Origin of the sequence: Bordetella sp. BOR01 (assembly GCF_019218885.1) — a bacterium.
Taxonomy (GTDB): Bacteria; Pseudomonadota; Gammaproteobacteria; order Burkholderiales; family Burkholderiaceae_B; genus Bordetella_A.
Genome location: NZ_JAHUWT010000001.1, coordinates 1,519,975 through 1,537,067, shown reverse-complemented (window position 1 = coordinate 1,537,067; position 17,093 = coordinate 1,519,975). Strand labels below are relative to the sequence as shown.

At 62.4% G+C, this 17,093-nt stretch carries 15 protein-coding genes and 1 tRNA gene; 3 read left to right on the top strand and 13 right to left on the bottom strand.

The annotated features are described in order from the left end of the window. Positions 1-2: 2 nt before the first annotated feature. The 4 genes from KW845_RS07390 to KW845_RS07375 form a co-directional block, all read right to left on the bottom strand. Complete coding sequence (locus KW845_RS07390) at positions 3-1,442, bottom strand: FAD-dependent oxidoreductase (protein ID WP_218368481.1); 1,440 nt, start codon at positions 1,440-1,442, stop codon at positions 3-5. Positions 1,443-1,558: 116 nt separating this feature from the next. After that, positions 1,559-2,545, bottom strand: a complete 987-nt coding sequence (locus tag KW845_RS07385; RefSeq protein WP_218368480.1) for a tripartite tricarboxylate transporter substrate binding protein — start codon at positions 2,543-2,545, stop codon at positions 1,559-1,561. A gap of 33 nt (positions 2,546-2,578) precedes the next feature. Continuing rightward, positions 2,579-3,622: a CapA family protein gene (locus tag KW845_RS07380; protein ID WP_218368479.1), complete on the bottom strand. Its 1,044-nt coding sequence runs from the start codon at positions 3,620-3,622 to the stop codon at positions 2,579-2,581. After that, positions 3,619-4,467 carry an amidohydrolase gene (locus tag KW845_RS07375; RefSeq protein ID WP_218368478.1) on the bottom strand — a complete coding sequence of 283 codons (849 nt, stop codon included), beginning with the start codon at positions 4,465-4,467 and terminating at the stop codon, positions 3,619-3,621. Before KW845_RS07375 ends, KW845_RS07380 begins: the two co-directional genes overlap by 4 nt. Before the next feature lie 100 nt (positions 4,468-4,567). Here KW845_RS07375 and KW845_RS07370 point away from each other — a divergent pair, with 100 nt between their 5' ends. The 3 genes from KW845_RS07370 (at position 4,568) to KW845_RS07360 (ending at position 6,320) form a co-directional block, all read left to right on the top strand. Then, positions 4,568-5,422 (top strand): IclR family transcriptional regulator, encoded by an 855-nt coding sequence (locus KW845_RS07370; RefSeq protein ID WP_218368477.1) that lies wholly within the window; start codon positions 4,568-4,570, stop codon positions 5,420-5,422. An 89-nt stretch (positions 5,423-5,511) separates the two neighbouring features. Further along, a tRNA-Ala gene (locus KW845_RS07365) sits at positions 5,512-5,587 on the top strand. 253 nt (positions 5,588-5,840) lie between these two features. After that, complete coding sequence (locus tag KW845_RS07360) at positions 5,841-6,320, top strand: VOC family protein (protein WP_218368476.1); 480 nt, start codon at positions 5,841-5,843, stop codon at positions 6,318-6,320. Positions 6,321-6,401: 81 nt separating this feature from the next. Here the strand turns inward: KW845_RS07360 and KW845_RS07355 are convergent, their stop codons facing one another. The 9 genes from KW845_RS07355 to KW845_RS07315 all read right to left on the bottom strand — a co-directional run bounded on the left by KW845_RS07355 (position 6,402) and on the right by KW845_RS07315 (position 16,909). Next, on the bottom strand, positions 6,402-8,471 hold the full coding sequence (locus tag KW845_RS07355; RefSeq protein WP_218368475.1) for a proline/glycine betaine ABC transporter permease: 2,070 nt from the start codon (positions 8,469-8,471) through the stop codon (positions 6,402-6,404). After that, entirely contained in the window at positions 8,468-9,496 is a 1,029-nt protein-coding gene (locus KW845_RS07350) for a glycine betaine/L-proline ABC transporter ATP-binding protein (RefSeq protein WP_218368474.1), read from the bottom strand. Before KW845_RS07350 ends, KW845_RS07355 begins: the two co-directional genes overlap by 4 nt. Positions 9,497-9,702: 206 nt before the next feature. Next, the gene (locus KW845_RS07345) at positions 9,703-10,770 is read right to left on the bottom strand and encodes an ABC transporter substrate-binding protein (RefSeq protein WP_255592417.1); all 1,068 of its coding nucleotides are present in this window, start codon (positions 10,768-10,770) and stop codon (positions 9,703-9,705) included. Between the two features lie 410 nt (positions 10,771-11,180). Then, entirely contained in the window at positions 11,181-12,041 is an 861-nt protein-coding gene (locus KW845_RS07340) for an SDR family NAD(P)-dependent oxidoreductase (RefSeq protein WP_218368473.1), read from the bottom strand. Positions 12,042-12,064: 23 nt separating this feature from the next. Continuing rightward, on the bottom strand, positions 12,065-13,054 hold the full coding sequence (locus KW845_RS07335) for a tripartite tricarboxylate transporter substrate binding protein (RefSeq protein WP_218368472.1): 990 nt from the start codon (positions 13,052-13,054) through the stop codon (positions 12,065-12,067). A 45-nt stretch (positions 13,055-13,099) separates the two neighbouring features. After that, positions 13,100-13,492, bottom strand: a complete 393-nt coding sequence (locus tag KW845_RS07330; RefSeq protein ID WP_218368471.1) for a tautomerase family protein — start codon at positions 13,490-13,492, stop codon at positions 13,100-13,102. A gap of 67 nt (positions 13,493-13,559) precedes the next feature. After that, complete coding sequence (locus tag KW845_RS07325) at positions 13,560-15,041, bottom strand: aldehyde dehydrogenase (protein WP_218368470.1); 1,482 nt, start codon at positions 15,039-15,041, stop codon at positions 13,560-13,562. A 156-nt stretch (positions 15,042-15,197) separates the two neighbouring features. After that, a complete protein-coding gene (locus KW845_RS07320; RefSeq protein ID WP_218368469.1) occupies positions 15,198-16,103 on the bottom strand; it encodes a LysR family transcriptional regulator in 906 nt (301 codons plus the stop codon). 101 nt (positions 16,104-16,204) lie between these two features. Next, the gene (locus KW845_RS07315; protein WP_218368468.1) at positions 16,205-16,909 is read right to left on the bottom strand and encodes a haloacid dehalogenase type II; all 705 of its coding nucleotides are present in this window, start codon (positions 16,907-16,909) and stop codon (positions 16,205-16,207) included. Positions 16,910-17,093 lie beyond the last annotated feature (184 nt).

Sequence of the window (17,093 nt, the reverse complement as noted above, 5' to 3'; positions counted from 1 at the left end):
GTTCAGCCTGCCAGGTGGCGGCCGGCCAACCGGCCGAACACCAGGCCCTTCAGCACCGAGGTCGCCCCGGTGTAATTGCTGTAGTACATGCCGACAGTTTCACCGGCCGCATACAGGTTGGGCATGACGTTGCCATCGGTATCCAGCACCTGCCCTGCCTTGCTCACTTTCAGGCCGCCGAAGGTGAACACGTTCGACGAGATGATGGGATACGCCATGAACGGCCCCTTGTCGATCGGCAGGGCCCAGTTGGTCTTGGGCGGCTTCACGCCCGTGGTGCACACTCCGTCGAGCACCAGCGGATCATAGCCCTTGCCCGCGCCGCAGCCGGCGTTATAGGCATCGACCGTCTGCTGCAGCGTATCGGCCGGGATCTGCAGTTTCGCCGCCAGGTCGGCGATCGAGTTCGCCGCGATGGCGGGCTGGTCGGTGCGGATGGCCAGCCGATAGTTGGGGATGTCCTTGACGCGCTGATCCAGGATCACATAGGCAATACCTTCGGTCTGCTCGTAGATGCGGCGCGTGACGCGTTCGTAATAGGCATCCACCGTGCCGGGCGCTTCGTTGGCAAAGCGCTCGCCCGACCGGTTCACCAGAATGCCGTAGGGGAAGATGAATACCGACGGTTCCGACACGCCCGAACGCGGGTCGACCGGCTCGGCGTGATAGCTGCCGAATTCGCCCGCCGCGCCGGCGCCGGCGTCCAGCGCCATGGCAATACCTTCGCCCTTGTTGAAGTAGCCACCCTTGCACACCGGCCGCAAGTACACCGAACGCGGCCCCAGGTACTTGGCCAGCATTTCGGGGTTGCCCTCGAAACCGCCGCTGGCCAGCACCACCTTGCCCACGAAGCGCAGTCCGCCGTGTTCCGGGTGATGTGCCAGCAGGCCTCGCACGGTGCCGTGTTCATCCAGCGCCAGCTTGCGGGCCGTGGTGTGATAGAAAAAAGTAACGCCCAGCGCTTCCGCGCGCGCCGCCAGGGCATCCACCAGTGCCTGGCCGCCGCCCACCGGCAGCAGGCGCGGCTGGGTCTTGGTCAGGAATTGGGTGGGCAGGAAGTCGAACTTCACGCCCAGGCCTTGCAGCCACTGGATGGTGGGCGCCACCTGGTCGGCAAAGCCCGCGATCAGATCGGGGTCGGGCACGGCCAGGGTGCGCGCCGCGTGCGACCACGACTCGCGGCTGTTGGCCATTTCGCCGATCAGGTCCGGGTCGTTGTACGGACCGGCGTTCTCGGACAAGTGGGCCTCGAAATCGTCGGACACCTCGTCCAGCGATTTCATGCGCAGGTACGCCTCGGTCCAGCGGCTTTGTCCACCCCGATCTTCCCGCGACGAACGTTCCAGCACCGCCACCTTCAAGCCCTGCTCTGCCGCCGTCACGGCCGCGGACAAGCCCGCCACCCCGCAACCTGCCACGACGACGTCGAATACGTGCTCCATCTCTCCTCCGCGCTTATTCCATTATAGGAATGATATTCCTAATTTGGAATATCTTACGCAGAAACAGGGGTAGCGGTCAAGGCCCGGCCCACGCGCACGGCGCACGCAGGAACCCGCTAGTTGCCCGCCTGCTCTTTCAACCCCCGCTCCTCGATAACGCGCCGCCACCTCTCGCTTTCCTCATTCAGCATCTTGGCAAACTCCTGGGGCGTTTCCCCGCCGCGTTCAAGCGAGAGCCTTTCAAGCGCCTTTTGAAACGCCGGGTCTGTGTTCAGCTCGGCAATATCCTTGCGGATCCTGTCGACGATGGCCGGCGGCGTTTGGGCGGGCGCAACCAGGCCGAACCACAGGCTCAGCGAATAGCCTGGCAAGCCGTCCTCGGACATGGTCGGCAGGCCTGGCTGCGATGGCAGACGATCAGCGGTCGCGGTCGCCAGCACCTTGAGCTTGCCGCTTTCGCTATAGGGCGCGACTGCGCCCATGGTGGCAAAGAAGATGTCCACGCGTCCCGCCATCATCTCGGTCAGCACCTGGGCGCCGCCGCGGAAGGGAACGTGCAGCATCTCGATGTTGGCGAGGCGGGACATCTCTTCCATGGCCACGTGGGCCCAGGTGCCGTTGCCAAACGAACCGAAGGTCACCGCACCCGGATGGGCGCGCGCGTATTCGATTAGTTCCTTGACGTTGGCGGCGGGAAATCCGTTGCGTACCGTCAGTACGGCGGCCTGGCGCGCCACAATGGTCACTGGCGTGAAGTCTCGTTGTACGTTGAAGGGAACGGTGGCCAGCATGTGCGGCACGGTAACGAACGTAGAGTTGTCGCTCAGCAGCAGCGTGTAACCATCTGGCTTGGCGCGTATGACTTCGGACGAACCGATGATGCCGGAAGCGCCGGGCCGATTGACGATGACTACGGGCTGCTTCCACTTATCCGTCAACGCCTGGCTCAGCGCCCGCGCCACTTGGTCTGTCGCCCCGCCAGGCAAGTAAGGCACCACCAGGGTTACCGGGTGGTTCGGATAATCCTGGGCTGCACTGGCGGAACCCACGACCGCAGCCAGCGCCAGGGCCGCGATACGAGACAAGAGAAATGATGCACGCATGGAAAGTCTCCGATTGGTTTTGTAAGTTGACGGCTATCCGGCGGCCTGGACGACGACATCCATGCCGCTGACCTCTAGCTGGGTTCCAAGGCCATTGCTGGCCGCGGCGATGATCGCGAGCGCCTGGCTTTCTTCGTCGGGCGAGACCAGCCGTATGCTCATGTCCTCGCACTGCCGGACCAAACGGAACGATGCGCGCCGCGACGCGCCGTCATATTCGAAACGCACCAGCAGCCCTAGCCAGTCGTGAAAGGTCTTGCCGCCGGGGCCGTGCCGAAACGACAAGGCCCCGAGGTTGTAGAAGATCGGGCGGCCGCCGCGCATCTCGATGGGCAACAGATGGTCGTGCGGACCGTGCCCGACGACAAGATCGGCACCCGCGTCGATGGCCGCATGCGCATAGTCCTTCATATAGCCCAGGACTTCGTCGAACAGGCCCCAGTGGAACGACGCGACGACGACGTCGACCTGCTGGCGCAACCCATGCAGTTCGTCCACGAAGATCTTGAGCCCCGCCGGATCTGCCCGGGTCTCGATCACGGGCGGCAATCCGGGCCGGTTCGAGGGCGGCAAGCCCGGACGCCGCTGTGCGCCCACCGGCGGCAAGTAGTCGGTGTGGGCCGCGATGGCGGCCACACCCGCTTTGTCGGGCAGCGCCTCGTGCGCCTGCGGCCAATAGATGGCGGTGCGCTGCACGATGCCGATGCGGTAGCCCGCCCGCTCTACGATCAGCGGCGCGCGGGCCCCGCGGCTATTGCACCCTGCGCCCGTCACTGGGATCTGCAGCGCCGCCAGTGTGCCGAGCGAGCTCATTATCGCGGGCACGCCATAGTTGACGTTGTTGGCCAGGCCCACCCCGCCTATGCCCGACTGCTTCAAGGCTTGGCCGGCCAGGTGCGGCGCGGCGAAGTAGCCGTCCTCGACCTCGTCGCCGTCGTACAGGCAGCACTCCAGATTGACGAAGGTGAAATCGGCAGATTGAAACGAGGCGCGCAGCGCGGCGAACGGTGCCGAATCCGGTGTCATGCCCATGAGGTTGACGTCGCCGCCCAGCAGGATTTCGACTGCCGGCCTCATGGCGCCGGCCTCCAGTCGAGCCACTCGGCAATGCCCCGCCCCATGACCCATTCCAGGTCGCCGCCCTTGAGCCAGGGCAGTTCTTCGGTGAACAAGGTCACACCCTCGCGATAGGAGCAAGGCAACCGCGACAAATCGGTTCCCCAGAACAGGCGCCGGGGGCCAAAGACTTCGAATGCCTGGCGGATATAGTCGTGCACGCCGGGGAAAGGATACGGCTCGGTGGTATAGAACGGTATGCAGCTCGCCTTGACCGCGATATTGGGCAGCGGCGCCAGCGCCAGTAATTGGCCGAAGTCCTCAAAGGCCGCAGCGTCGCGCCCGGTACCCGCCAGGCCGAAATGGTTCATGATGATCCGCAAATCCGGATGCCGCTGGGCGATCGCCGCCATCAGCGGCATCAGTCGGTTCGGGATATAGATCGTCAAGGGCAGGCCTGCCCGCTCGGCCAGCGGCCAGAGCCAATCCAGCGCGCCCTCGAGCAGCGCACGCTGGAACAGCGGCGTCTGGAATGTAAGCTGCAACGCCAGTGCCCCATCCTTCTGCCGCCAGTTCTCGATCCAATTGCGCGCCGAGGGCGCGGCCAGATCCAGCCGCGCAGCATAGCGGAAGCGGTCCGGGTAGCGGCGCGCCGCTTCCGTGACAAGATCATTGCGGTCGCCCTCCCACGAGGGAGGCACCAGGATGGCCTGGTCCACCCCGGCAGCCTTCATGTCCAGCAACAGGGATTCCGCGGTGATCGGGACCTCTCTGTGCGCGCGAGGCCGTTGGCCGTGCGCCTGAGGCCACGGCCGGGCCTCGGTCTCTTGCTCCCAAATGTGCACTTGCGAATCAATGATCAGCATTTTCCGGCGTCTCCAAACAAAGCTGAGCCGATGCTAAATGCCCCCATCCACGCCTACAAATAAATTAGAATAGTTTCGTAATGTGGATCTTTTTGAAACGATGTCCATACAGACTCTCGAGCGTGCCATCACCCTGATCAGGCTTCTTGCCGCAGCCGGCCCTGAAGGCCGCAGATTGGTCGATCTGCAGGAAATCACCAGACTGACCAAGCCCACCATCCATAGAATCCTGAGCACATTGAGAGACCAAGGCTTGGTCGAGCAGGTCGAGGCCACACGCCGCTATCGCCTGGGCAAAGAGCTGGGCATACTGGGATGGTCTGCATTACGGAACTTCTATGACGTCACCCATCTGGCCGCCAACGACATGTCTGCCGTGGCGGCAAAAACTGGCGACACCTGCTTTCTGATGGTGCGTTCCACCCACGACACGGTTTGCATGGACCGCCAGACTGGCTCGCATCCGGTCAAGGCCTTCGTGGTCGAGGTGGGAATGAGGCGGCCGCTGGGCCTGGGCGCCACCGGAGTCGCCATGCTGGCCGCGATGGACCCGGACCAGGCCGAGCAGGTACTCGAAACCATCAAGGGCCAGCTCAAGCATTTCCCGCTCGCCACCGAGGCGCGCATACGCACCGCAGTCGCGGACGCGCGGCGCAACGGCTATGCCCTCAGCGATGAACTCATGGTACGAGGCGTGCGCGCCGTTGCCATGTGCATCAATGACCCCGGCGGCAGTCCCGTGGCGGGCATTTCCGTGGCCACCACCACCGACCGGATGCAAGAGCACCGCATCCCCGAGGTGATACGCATCCTGAAGCTGCATACCAACCGTATCGAGCAACGCATTGCTGCGGCGTGCATGCTTGAGCTTGAGGGCGCCGCGCGTGTCGTTCGCACTTCCGCACTGACACAGCGCGCTTCCCGAAAAAGTGCTGTCCGCCAGGGCCCGGGATAACGAGGTATTGGGGTGCGTATCGCACCCTCGCCTTCCCACAGCAAATTTGCTGCACAATTTTGGAATATGCTATATTTCTGCGCTTGATTGGGGCGGTAGCTCAGCTGGGAGAGCGTCGCGTTCGCAATGCGAAGGTCGGGAGTTCGATCCTCCTCCGCTCCACCAAAATTCCAGACGAAAAAGCCTTGGAAACACAACGTGTTCCAAGGCTTTTTTGTTTCTGACGTCGCCAACCGATTGATGCCATGTAGTACGTTGCCTACAATACGTCGACGAATAGACGCCAAGCACTCATTGCTAAGGCCCTCGGCGTACAACCCACCACCCGACACGCCGCCTGAAAAGAAACCCGACGCCGGACCAGATCAGAGTTCAACCCGCTGCCAACTCCTTCTTCCCCCACTTCAGGAGAGCCAAGATGGTCGCCAAGAACACGATTTGTCTCTGGTACGACGGCGCCGCGCTGGACGCTGCGCAGTTCTATGCCGCAACTTTTCCGGACAGCGCCGTGGGCGCTGTTCTTCGCGCGCCGGGCGATTATCCGGCGGGCAAGCAGGGCGATGTCTTGACGGTCGAGTTCACGGTGCTGGGCGTGCCTTGTCTCGGCCTGAACGGCGGCCCCGCATTCAAGCACAATGAGGCCTTCTCGTTCCAGGTTGCGACCGACACCCAGGCTGAAACGGACCGTTTGTGGAACGCCATTGTTGGTAACGGCGGCCAGGAAAGCGCCTGCGGCTGGTGCAAAGACAAATGGGGATTGTCGTGGCAGATCACGCCGCGAGTCCTGACAGCCGCTATCGCCGACCCTGATCCAAAGGTGGCCAAGCGCGCCTTCGACGCCATGATGGAAATGACGAAGATCGACATCGCTGCAATCGAAGCAGCTCGGCGCGGCTGAGCCGGCAGCGGCCCCAGCCATCCTGACAGGGCGTGGCGCATCCGATGAGGTTCGGCGCGCCCCGCCCTGCCCGGGCGTGCCTCAGGCCGATCCCAGCTCGGCTTTTTTGCGTTTGACCCACGCGCCGATCAAGCGGTCAGCGGCAATTCCCAGGAATGCGATACACAGGCCCGCGACCAAAGCCTTGCCGATTTCATTGCCCGAACGCGCCGCGTTGATTTCGGCTCCCAAGTCCTGAGTCCCGATCAAGGCGGTGATCGCCACCATGAACAAGGCCATGAAAATGACCTGGTTCACGCCCAGCATGATTTCGGGTAGCGCTATCGGCAGCTCCACCTTCACCAGCCGCTGCAGCCGCGTCGCGCCTTGTTGAGTCGCGGCCTCGATGATGGGTGTGGGTACGCCACGCAGCCCCAATATGGTGTATCGGATCATCGGCACCACGGCGAACAGCAGCACCGCGATAATGGCTGACAGGTCACTTACCTTGAACAACATCACGACCGGAATCAGGTAGATGAATGACGGGAAGGTTTGAAAAAAATCGCACACGCCCGCCGCGAAACGAGACCAACCCGCGGTACGCGATGCGCCCAGCCCGATGACAAACCCCACGCTGACACAAACCGCGGCCGCTGTCCCGATCATATACAGCGTGGTCATCGCTTCATGCCAAAGACCCGTTGCCGCCGGAAACAGAATAAGCAGGCCGGCGATCAGCGCCACGGGCCAGCCGCCCAGCCGATAGCCCAGCAAAGCCACCAAGCCGACAAAGGTGACCCAGGGAATCGCCTGGAAGAAATTGCGCGTGGGAATCAGGATCTCAAGCAGCGTGAAATTGCGAAATACCTGGACCGATCCATACAGATTGACGTTGATCCAATCGATGGCGGCATTCCAGTACGGTGCAGAGGTGATGCTGTACCGATCAGTCAACAGCGCCAGGTCCGGCAGCACGCGAGCCAGCAACAAGCTGGCGACCAAGAACGCCAAGGCGAGCACCACATACGGATGGCGCCGCCGCCAGCTGAGGCTGGTGTCGACATACACGGGTTGCTTCAACGCATAGGCGCGGCTGAAGCGGTCCAGTACGACGGCAATCACGACGATCGCGATTCCTTGCTCCAGCGCTTCGCCCAGGCGCAGCGACTGTAGCGAGGTCAGCAACTCGCTGCCCAGGCCCGACGCGCCGATCAAGGCGGCCAGGACAATCATGGCCAGGGTCTGCATGATGCCCTGGTTCAAGCCCACCAATAACACCGAGCGTGCGGCCGGCATCTGCACCTGCCACAGCAATTGCCAGCGCGTGCAGCCCATCATGCGGCCCGCCTCGAGCACCCCGTGGCGGACACTGTCCAGCCCCAGCGCGATGCAACGGGCAACCGGCGGCACTGCAAATAACGCGGTCGCTATCATGGCGGGCACATCGCCCACGCCGTACAGCACCACAATGGGCACCAGATACGCAAACGGCGGCATGCTCTGCAAGATGTCGAACAGCGGAGTCACCGCACTTTTGAAGTGCCGGCTCTTGCTCATCAATACCCCGGCCACCAGGCCGACCAAGAAGACCAGGGGCACCGTCACGAGCACCAGGGCAAACGTCTGCATCGATGGCTTCCACACGCCGAACAATGCCAGATAGGTGAATGCCGCGCCGCCCAGCAACGCGCTGCGCCAGCCGCCCAGCCAATGCCCCAGCAGCGCGGCTAGGCCGGCCACCGTGATCCATGGCAGCGCGGGAACATGTGCCGAGAACCCGGAAAAGAACAGCGACTCCGACAGCCCCAACGGATGCGCCAGCAAACCTGATAGGCCCCGGGTCAGGTCACGCGGGGTGAACTCGAGCCAGGTGCCTTCAAAGAAGCGAACGCCATACACCAGCCATTCAAAAAAAGAATCGATCCAGTCTTTCAGGGGCAAGATCCAGTCAGACGGATAGCGTGCAACCCAATCCAGCCGGCCTACTGCGAATTGGCCCAGCACGATGATGGCCAGCGCAGCGACCCAATACAAAGGCCTGTGGCGCACCGTCCTGAAACGCTCGCCCAGAGGTTGCGCCGCGGCGCTGGGGATGGTGGTGGCAGATCGATGCGCGCCAGGGCCTGCGTGGCTGACAGCATCGTTGGGTAAAGTTGCGGCGTGAGTCATTGGAACAGCGCCCGTGCCAGGTGTTCACGGCTGACCTGCCCCACCAGCAAGCCCGCGCCGTTGACGACAGGCAAAGCCCGATCGGCCTCGATGACACGCCGCGCGATGCTTTCCAGCACGTCGGTGCTCTTGATGGCGCCCTGGTCCGCGGCAAGGCCGATATCGCCAGGGTTTACCGGCGCCATTATCTTTTGCGCCGTAATCAATTTCGCACGCGGCGCATACTGCACGAATTTTTTCACGTAGTCATCGGCCGGCGCCATTAGCAGGTCTTCAGCCGTGCCGATCTGCGCCAGGCGGCCATCTTTCATGATGGCGATACGGTTGCCCAGGCGGACGGCTTCGTCGAAGTCATGCGTGACGAACACAATGGTTTTGTTCAGCCGGGATTGCAGGCTGACGAATTCATCTTGCATCTCGCGCCGGATCAATGGATCAAGCGCCGAGAACGGCTCATCCAGGAACCATACGTCGCACTCGCCAATCAGGCTGCGCGCAATGCCGACACGTTGCTGCTGGCCGCCCGACAATTCGCGCGGAAAATTGTGTTCACGCCCTTGCAGGCCCACGGTGGCAAGCAATTCGCTGGCCTTGGCCAGGCGGGCCTCTTTGGGCACATTCTGGATCTCGAGCGGAAAAGCGATATTGTCCAACACGGTGCGGTGCGGCAGCAGGCCAAAGTGCTGGAACACCATGCCCATTTTGCGCCGGCGTATATCGGTCAGGCTGCGGCGCGAGGCTTGCAACAGATCGACGCCGTCGAACAGCACTTGGCCGGCGCTGGGCTCGGTAAGCCGCGTCAGGCAACGGATGAGCGTGGATTTACCCGAGCCGCTCAAGCCCATGATGACCAGGATCTCGCCCGCGTAGACGTCGAAACTGACGTCGCGTACGGCCGCGATCAAACCCGCCGATGCCAGCTCGGCGCTGCTGGGGTCGTGCTGGTGTCTGTCGAGAAAGCCGTGGGCGCCCTTGCCGAATAGTTGCCACAGGTTTTTGCAGGAAATTTTTACTGAATCGCTCATAGCGGGATCTGCCAAGTCAATGCGCAAAGGCGCAGTCACTTTCCGACAGGATCAGCGGCATCAACAATTCAGGGCTGATTCAATACAAAAAAACTGCGCAGTGTCGGAAAGTGCGAATATTGAGCCGGGACCGCGCGCACAATGCGCTCGCAGTCCAACAGAAAAGGCGCGTGGCCCGCATGATCGCGGTCACGCGCCGCCAGGTATTACTTGGCGCAAGCCGGCATCCAGGCCGCCACTTGTTTCTGGTTCTTTTCAATCCACGCGGTGGCGGCGGCGTCATGCGACAAGCCGTCGACATCCGCCAGCGCAGCGGCTTGGTCGATCATCGGTCCGGTGAAGTCGATGTTCTTGACCAACTGGTAGGCGCAAGCCCACTTTTTCTCAAAGCCCGACCAGGCTGCCTTCTTCAGATAGCCGCCCTTGGGTGATCCGCAGTCGTAGGTCTTGTCTGGGTTCTCGCCCCACTTTGGATCTTCGGTGCAGGCTTTTTCGTGGTCGGGGAATTCGACGAATTTCCCCGGAAATGCAGCCCCCACCCAATTGGGCGCCCAGTTGAACAGCACAATGGGCTCTTTGCGCGAGGCGGCCGACTTCAATTCGCCAAACAAGGCAGCGGCAGAGCCGGCATTGACCACGGTGAAGTTCAGATCCAGGGCTTCGATTTTTTCTTTGTCGTGCTTGATCCAATCGACCGGTCCGGCCAGATAACGCCCTTTAGGGGCCGTCTCGGGAGCCGCGAACTTGGCGGCGCACGCATTGAGCGCCTTCCAGTCCGGCAAGCCGGGGCAGATTTCTTCCATGTAGTCCGGATACCACCAGTCTTCACGCGTCGTGGCGGTGTGGCTGCCCAGGTCGACCATGCGGCCAGCCTTGACTTCTTTCATGAAGCTGTCGTTCATCGTGCCTTCCCAGACCTCCATCTGCAGGTCCAGGTCGCCCAGCCCCATGGCCGCAAACTGCCCCTGGCTGTCGGACGGCACAATCTTGGTTTCATAGCCGACTTTTTCAAGCAACTGTTGCGCGACGCGAGCGAGCACCTTCTGGCTCGACCAATTGTTGTCCACGATCTTGATCGGGTCGCTGGATTCTGGCGTGAACGCATGGGCGGGCACAATGATCGCAGCGCCAGTCAGCATTATGCCGAGGCCAAATTGGTTAAGTCTTTTCAAGGGGAACTTCCTCCACGTTTGAAAGAACGACGGATCGCTCGTTTCAAGATTTCGATAAATGGCCCAGCCCCCGGTGAACCGCGGGGACGACGATCCATTCATCAGAAACGCGATTATTTTTGCTTACTGCGTAAGCAAAAATAAGAAACCAAGCAATGCTCGGTCAGCGCGCACAATAGAAGCACCGTTGGCAAGCGTGTCGCCAACGCAGTAAAACCAAGCAGTTCAACATGCCGAACTTATTTCGGACAGATCGAATGGGAGTTACTCTTTCCAGCGCTACCCATCGCACGACCGCTTTATCGCCTTACGCGAATTCGGCTGCCATGCGCTACATCCGGGTATGTGGATGATTTTGAAAACAACAATGGCGCTGCTTGCGCAGCGTTTGGCCGGCCGTCAGGCCGTAGATTGACTGAAGCCGTGCATTCTACTAGAAATAGGCCTTCCTGTTTTTCGGCCCCCCGCTCGTTCCGATAAAGCAGTGCGAGAAGTGGGCTTTTCCTCCGCCCCTATTGCACCGGCTTGGCCCCTGGCCAAAGCGACTGCGATCCCAGCATCTGCCAGGCGGCCGGACTACCCGCGGCCTTTGCCGCGTCGGCATCGGCCAGGTTCCGGTCCCACAGCCGCGCCACGAAACGGTGTCCGGAAATTCCCCCAGCCTCATCCGACAAGATCCAGCAGGCCGGCGCTACCATCGCTTCGGGTTGGATCAAGGAATCACGCTGCAAGGGTGCGCTCTTGTCGAAGAACGCGGTATTCACCGCCCCGCCCGGGATCAAGGCATTGCAAGTGACCCCGGTGCCTTCCAGGTCGCGCGCCCAGCCCACCGTAGCGGCTTCCAGCCAGGCCTTGGAAGGCCCGTAAGGGGTGTAGGCGGCCCGGTACATCGTGTCCAGGCTGGTGGTGATATTGATGATGCGCCCCCACTTCTGGGCGACCAATCGCGGGGCGATCAGCTTGGCCAGGAAGAACGGCGCGCGCACGTTCAAGTCCATCAGGGCTTGCCAGCGGTCGGCGTCCACTTCCCAGAACGGCACGGGCCGATCCAGGTAATCGCTGCGAATGGCGGTCATGCCGCGCCCGGCATTGTTGACCAGCCCGTCCACCTGCCCGAAGCGCTCCACCGCTTGCGCCACGACCCGCGCGCACTCATCGGGCTGGCAGATGTCGGCCCGGATGGCCAGTGCGCGGCCAGCGCCGTGCTCCGCGCCGATCGACTCCACCAGGCTGCGCGCCGCGTCTTCGGCGATATCCACAATTGCCACCTTGGCGCCTTCCGACACCAGGCCCAGCGCCATGGCGCGGCCTATCCCCTGGGCGCCACCGGTAACGATCACAGTGCGGCCTGTCAGTCTTTCCAATTTGCTCATGATTTACCTTCGATTGGACGGAATCAATTCACTTTCGCGCCAGAGTCCTGCACCACCTGGCGCCACTTCGGGATTTCCTCGCGGATCACCAGGGCGAACTCTTCGGGCGTATTTCCGATCACCTCGGCTCCCATCGCCACCAGCCGCTCTTTCACGTCGGGCATGTTCAGGACACGCACGATTTCCCGGTTCAGCTTGTCGATGATGGGCTTGGGCGTGCCCGCGGCGGTCAGGAAGCCATACCAGTTGTTGGCTTCGAAGCCAGGCAGGCCCGATTCGGCAATGGTGGGGATATCGGGAGCCGCGCTCGACCGCCTGGCCGTGGTCACGCCCAGGGCCTTCAGGCGGCCGCTGCGTGCCTGCGGCAATGCCGACGGCATGTTGTCGAAGAACAGTTGAACCTGCCCGCCAATCAGGTCATTGATGGCCGGACCGCTGCCCCGGTACGGCACATGGGTGATATCCACGCCTGCCATGGTCTTGAACAGTTCGCCGGCCAGATGGCCGGCGGTGCCGGTGCCTCCCGACGCGAACGACAGGGTGCCCGGCTTGCTCTTGGCCAGTTCGATCAGTTCTGCCACGCTGTCGACCTTCAGGCCCGGGTTGATGACCAGCAGGTTGGTGACCATCACTGCCTGAGTAATGGGCGCCAGATCTTTCACGGGGTCGTACGGCAGGCTGTCGAACAGGCTGACGTTGATGGAAATCGGCCCGACCACGCCCAGCACCAGCGTATAGCCGTCGGGCTCGGCCTTGGCGACGAGGTCGGTGCCCAGGTTGCCGCCGGCGCCGGACCGGTTCTCGATCAACACCGGCTGCTTCAGGTTCTCGCCCAGCTTCTGGCCGACAATCCGGGCCAGCACGTCGGCGCCGCCACCCGGCGCGAAAGGAACAATCAACCGGATCGGGCGGGATGGATAGTCTTCGGTTGCGGTTGCCGCGGCGGTGGCGATAGTGGTGAAAAGCGCGCACGCGGCAAGCGCCGTTGCACACCGGAACGTGTGTAGTTTCATGCTGTCTCCCGACCCGTCTGTTTTCTTGAAAAGAATCGCGGCCCGCTAGACCTCGACCCGGTAGGTCAACTTGATCTCGTCGCCGTTCTCGCCCATCAGGCCCCAGGCATGGCGCGGCTGCTCCGAGACAATGACGTCGATGTCGCGGGGTTCGATGCCGGTAGCCTCGGGCACGCGTTGGTAGATCTGGCGCACCAGCTCTTTCAGCGTATCTTTGCTGCGCCCTTCGAACGTCTCGATTTCGATGATGACGTAGCGCTCCGAACGTTCGTGCGACGGATAGAAGAAGTCTTCAGCATCCATGGGGAAAAAGCGCTGCAGCTTGCGCTCGCGCGGAAAATTGAAAGCTTGCGAGATCGATTCATTGACCGCTTCCGAAAGCGCGGCACGCACGGGAACGAGATGCTCGCGAATACCGTAGATCTTGGCTTGAGGCATGGTGATACGTCTCTATGTTTAGGGCGCGTGATGCGCCGGGGAAGAAAGCGGATGGATGGCCAGGCGCTCAACGCATCACAAAAGCGTTGGCCGGGCCGCTGGCTGCCGTCGATAGCCAGACGGTCTTCATTTGCAGGTATTCCTTGATCATCTCGGTGCCGCTCTCGCGCCCCAGGCCCGACTGCTTCACTCCGCCAAACGGCGCCATATAGCTCATTGCGCGGTAAGTGTTGACCCACACGGTGCCGGCGCGGATGCGGTTCACCATGCGGATCGCCCGGCCCATGTCGCGCGTCCACACGCCCGCGGCCAAGCCGTACGGCGTGTCGTTGGCGATGTGCGCCGCTTCGTCTTCGCCGTCGAAAGGAATGACGACCAGCACCGGGCCGAACACTTCTTCCCGCGCGATGCGCATGCCGTTGTGCACGCCGCTGAACACGGTGGGTTCGACGAACAGCCCGCGGGCGCAGCCGGGCCGGCCCGGCGCACCACCCCCAAGGGCCAGCACGGCGCCCTCTTGACGCGCCGCCGCGATGCACGACAACACCTTGTCGTATTGCAGCTGGTTGGCAATCGGGCCGATCTGGGTTTCCGGGTCCGATGGGTCGCCCAGCTTCGCCTGCGACGCCAGGCCGACCACTTTTTCCAGCAGCGCGTCATGCACGCGCCGTTCAACCAGCAGACGAGACCCGGCGATGCAAGTCTGTCCTGCGGCCGCAAAAATGCCCGACATCACTCCGGCGGCGGCCATATCCAGGTCCGCGTCGGCGAACACGATGTTGGGCGACTTGCCGCCCAGTTCCATCGTGACGTGCTTGAATGTACGCGCTGAGGTCTCGTTGATGCGCCGGCCAGTGGCATCGGCACCGGTAAACGCCACCTTGGCGACGTCGGGATGCTCGACCAGCCGCGCACCGACTTCGGTGCCGAAGCCGGCCACGACGTTGATCACGCCGGCGGGAAAGCCGGCCTCGTGGGCAAGGCGGGCGAATGCCAGCGTCGACGCGCTGGCGTGCTCTGACGGCTTGATGACGAACGTGTTGCCGGCGGCCAGGCCCGGGGCCAGCTTCCAGGCCAGCAGGAACAGCGGGGAATTCCACGGCGTGATGGCCGCCACGACACCCAGCGGCTCGTACTGCGTGTATGTCATGCAATCGGGCTTGTCGATGGGTATGACGGCACCCTGCACCTTGTCGGCCAAGCCGCCGTAGTAGTAGTACCACTCGGGGATATAGCGCAGCTGTGCCAACATTTCCTGGATGAGCTTGCCGTTGTCGCGCACTTCGATCTGCGCAAGCGCTTGCGCGTTGGCGGCCACCAGATCGCCCAGGCGGCGCAGCAGCTTGCCACGCGCGGTAGCCGTCATGCCGCGCCACTCGGGCCTATCGAATGCGGCCTTGGCGGCCGCGACGGCGGCGTCCGCATCGTCGGCATTGCTGCGGGGAATGCGGCACCATGGGGCATTGAGGAACGGGTCGATACTATCGATCCACTGGCCTGAAGCCGGGTCGACATACTGCCCGCCGATGTAATTGCGAAATGTCTCCATGGCCTTCCTGTTGGCTGCCTGCGCTGCTCGGCCGGATATGTCGCCCATGCGGCAGCTTTCCGATCGACTATAGCGATGCGGAATAAATTGATCCAATTGATTGTTGTGATCTGATTATTTGATATTCAAATAATCAGCCAGGCTGGCCTCGCTGCCCTAGAGCGCGGAGCAGGCCGACAGCACGACCTGGCGCAGCCAGGCATGGGCAGTGCTTTTGTCGTAGCGGCGATGCCAATAGATCTGCCACTTGAAAGGCGCCGAATCGAACGGCAGCGGTTTCGCCACGATGCGCCCTGCGGCCGTGAATTCGTGCGCAAGCTTGCCCGACACCACGGCCAGCAAGTCGGTGCCGATCAGGGTGCGCGGCACCAGCAGCCAGTGCGGCACCGTCAGGGCCACGTGCCGGCGCTTGCCGCTCTGCACCAGCACATGGTCGACGAAGCGGATATCCGTGGGGCTCATGGCCACGCGCATGTGGCGATAGCGCAGAAAGCGCGCCATGGTCAGGTTCGACCCAGCCAGCGGGTGATCGGCGCACATGACGCAGCACATCTGGTCCTCGAACAGCGGCGCCGAGCGGATCGACTTGGAATGGTCCAGCTCCATGCTGAGCGCGAAGTCGAGTTCGTCGGACTCCAGTGCCTTCAGGGTCTCGTCGGGCGGGGTGTGCACGATGTTCAGCGTCATCTGCGGCGCCTGGCTTCGAAGCTGCTGCATGATGCGCGGCAGCGCCAGGTAACTGACCAGGTCGGACAGGCGAGCGTGGAATTCTCGGTCGGACGTCTGCGGGTCGAAAGCCACATCGGTGGCCATCAGGCGCTCTGCCTGGCGCAGGATCTGCTGCACCGAGGCCCCCAGTTCCAGGGCACGCGGGGTGGGTTCCATGCGCCCGGCCGTGCGCACGAACAGCTCGTCCTTGAAGATATGCCGCAGGCGCGACAGCGCATTGCTCATCGCGGGCTGGCTCATGGCCACGCGCCGGGCGGCGCGCGTGACATGGCGCTCGCTCATCAGCGCGTCGAAAATCACCAGCAGGTTCAGGTCGATCGAACGTAGATTCATCGTGACAAGGAAGCCCGAGATGCCCGGATGTTCCAGGGATTGGGCCGCTTAGCATAACCCTGCCGGCGCCCGGGCGGCTGGCAGCCACGCCGATTGCCGAATCAGACCATGATGTCGGCCAGGCCCTTCATGTCGTCGATCCACAGGTCGGGCTGATGCGGGGTGCCCCCGAACGGACGCTTGCGCCGATCGATGAAGGCGCTGTGCATGCCGGCGGCCTTGGCGCCCAGGCAGTCGAAGGCGTGATTGGCCACGAACAGCACTTCGTCCATGCGCACACCCACGATCTCTGCCGCCTTGGCATAGGTGGCCACGTGGGGCTTGAAGCTGTTGGCCTCGGCAACAGAGATCACGCGGTCGAACGGCACACCATGGTATTGCCTGGCCGTTTCCAGCATGTCCGGGTCGCCGTTGGACAGCACGACGATCTTGTACCGGGTCTGCAGCCGCGCCAGCGCCTCGGGTACGTCCGGGAAGCAGGTCAGCCGTTCGATGCAGCCGACCAGGTATTCGACTTCGTCCTGCGTGTACGAAATGCCGGCACGGTCCATGGTGTAGGCGACGGCGCGATGGCCGATCTCGCGATAAGGCGTGTGTTCCTTGTGCAGCAGCGCATCGATCATCGAATTCTCGAAATGCGTGCGCCGCCACCAGGTCACGAACGAGCCTGGATTGCCGCTCCATCCCTTGTCGCGCAAGAAAGGCGCCGCCATCTCGGTCAACCCCTTCTGCATATCGACAACCGTACCGTACTGGTCGAACATCACGACCGTGATCTTGCGCTTGAGCTCTTCAGTATTTGCCATAGCCAGTCCTGTGAATGCAATGTTGGCGCCGCGGACCGCGAATCGGCCGCTAGGCTGGGATGAACAATAGATGAGGCCCAACCATTCATCCAATGGATTAACTGTATGCCTTAATTGATACGCTGAATGTTGGATGAGCAGTGCATGGGCCATCCATAAAACGAATAGTCGAATAACGACTATC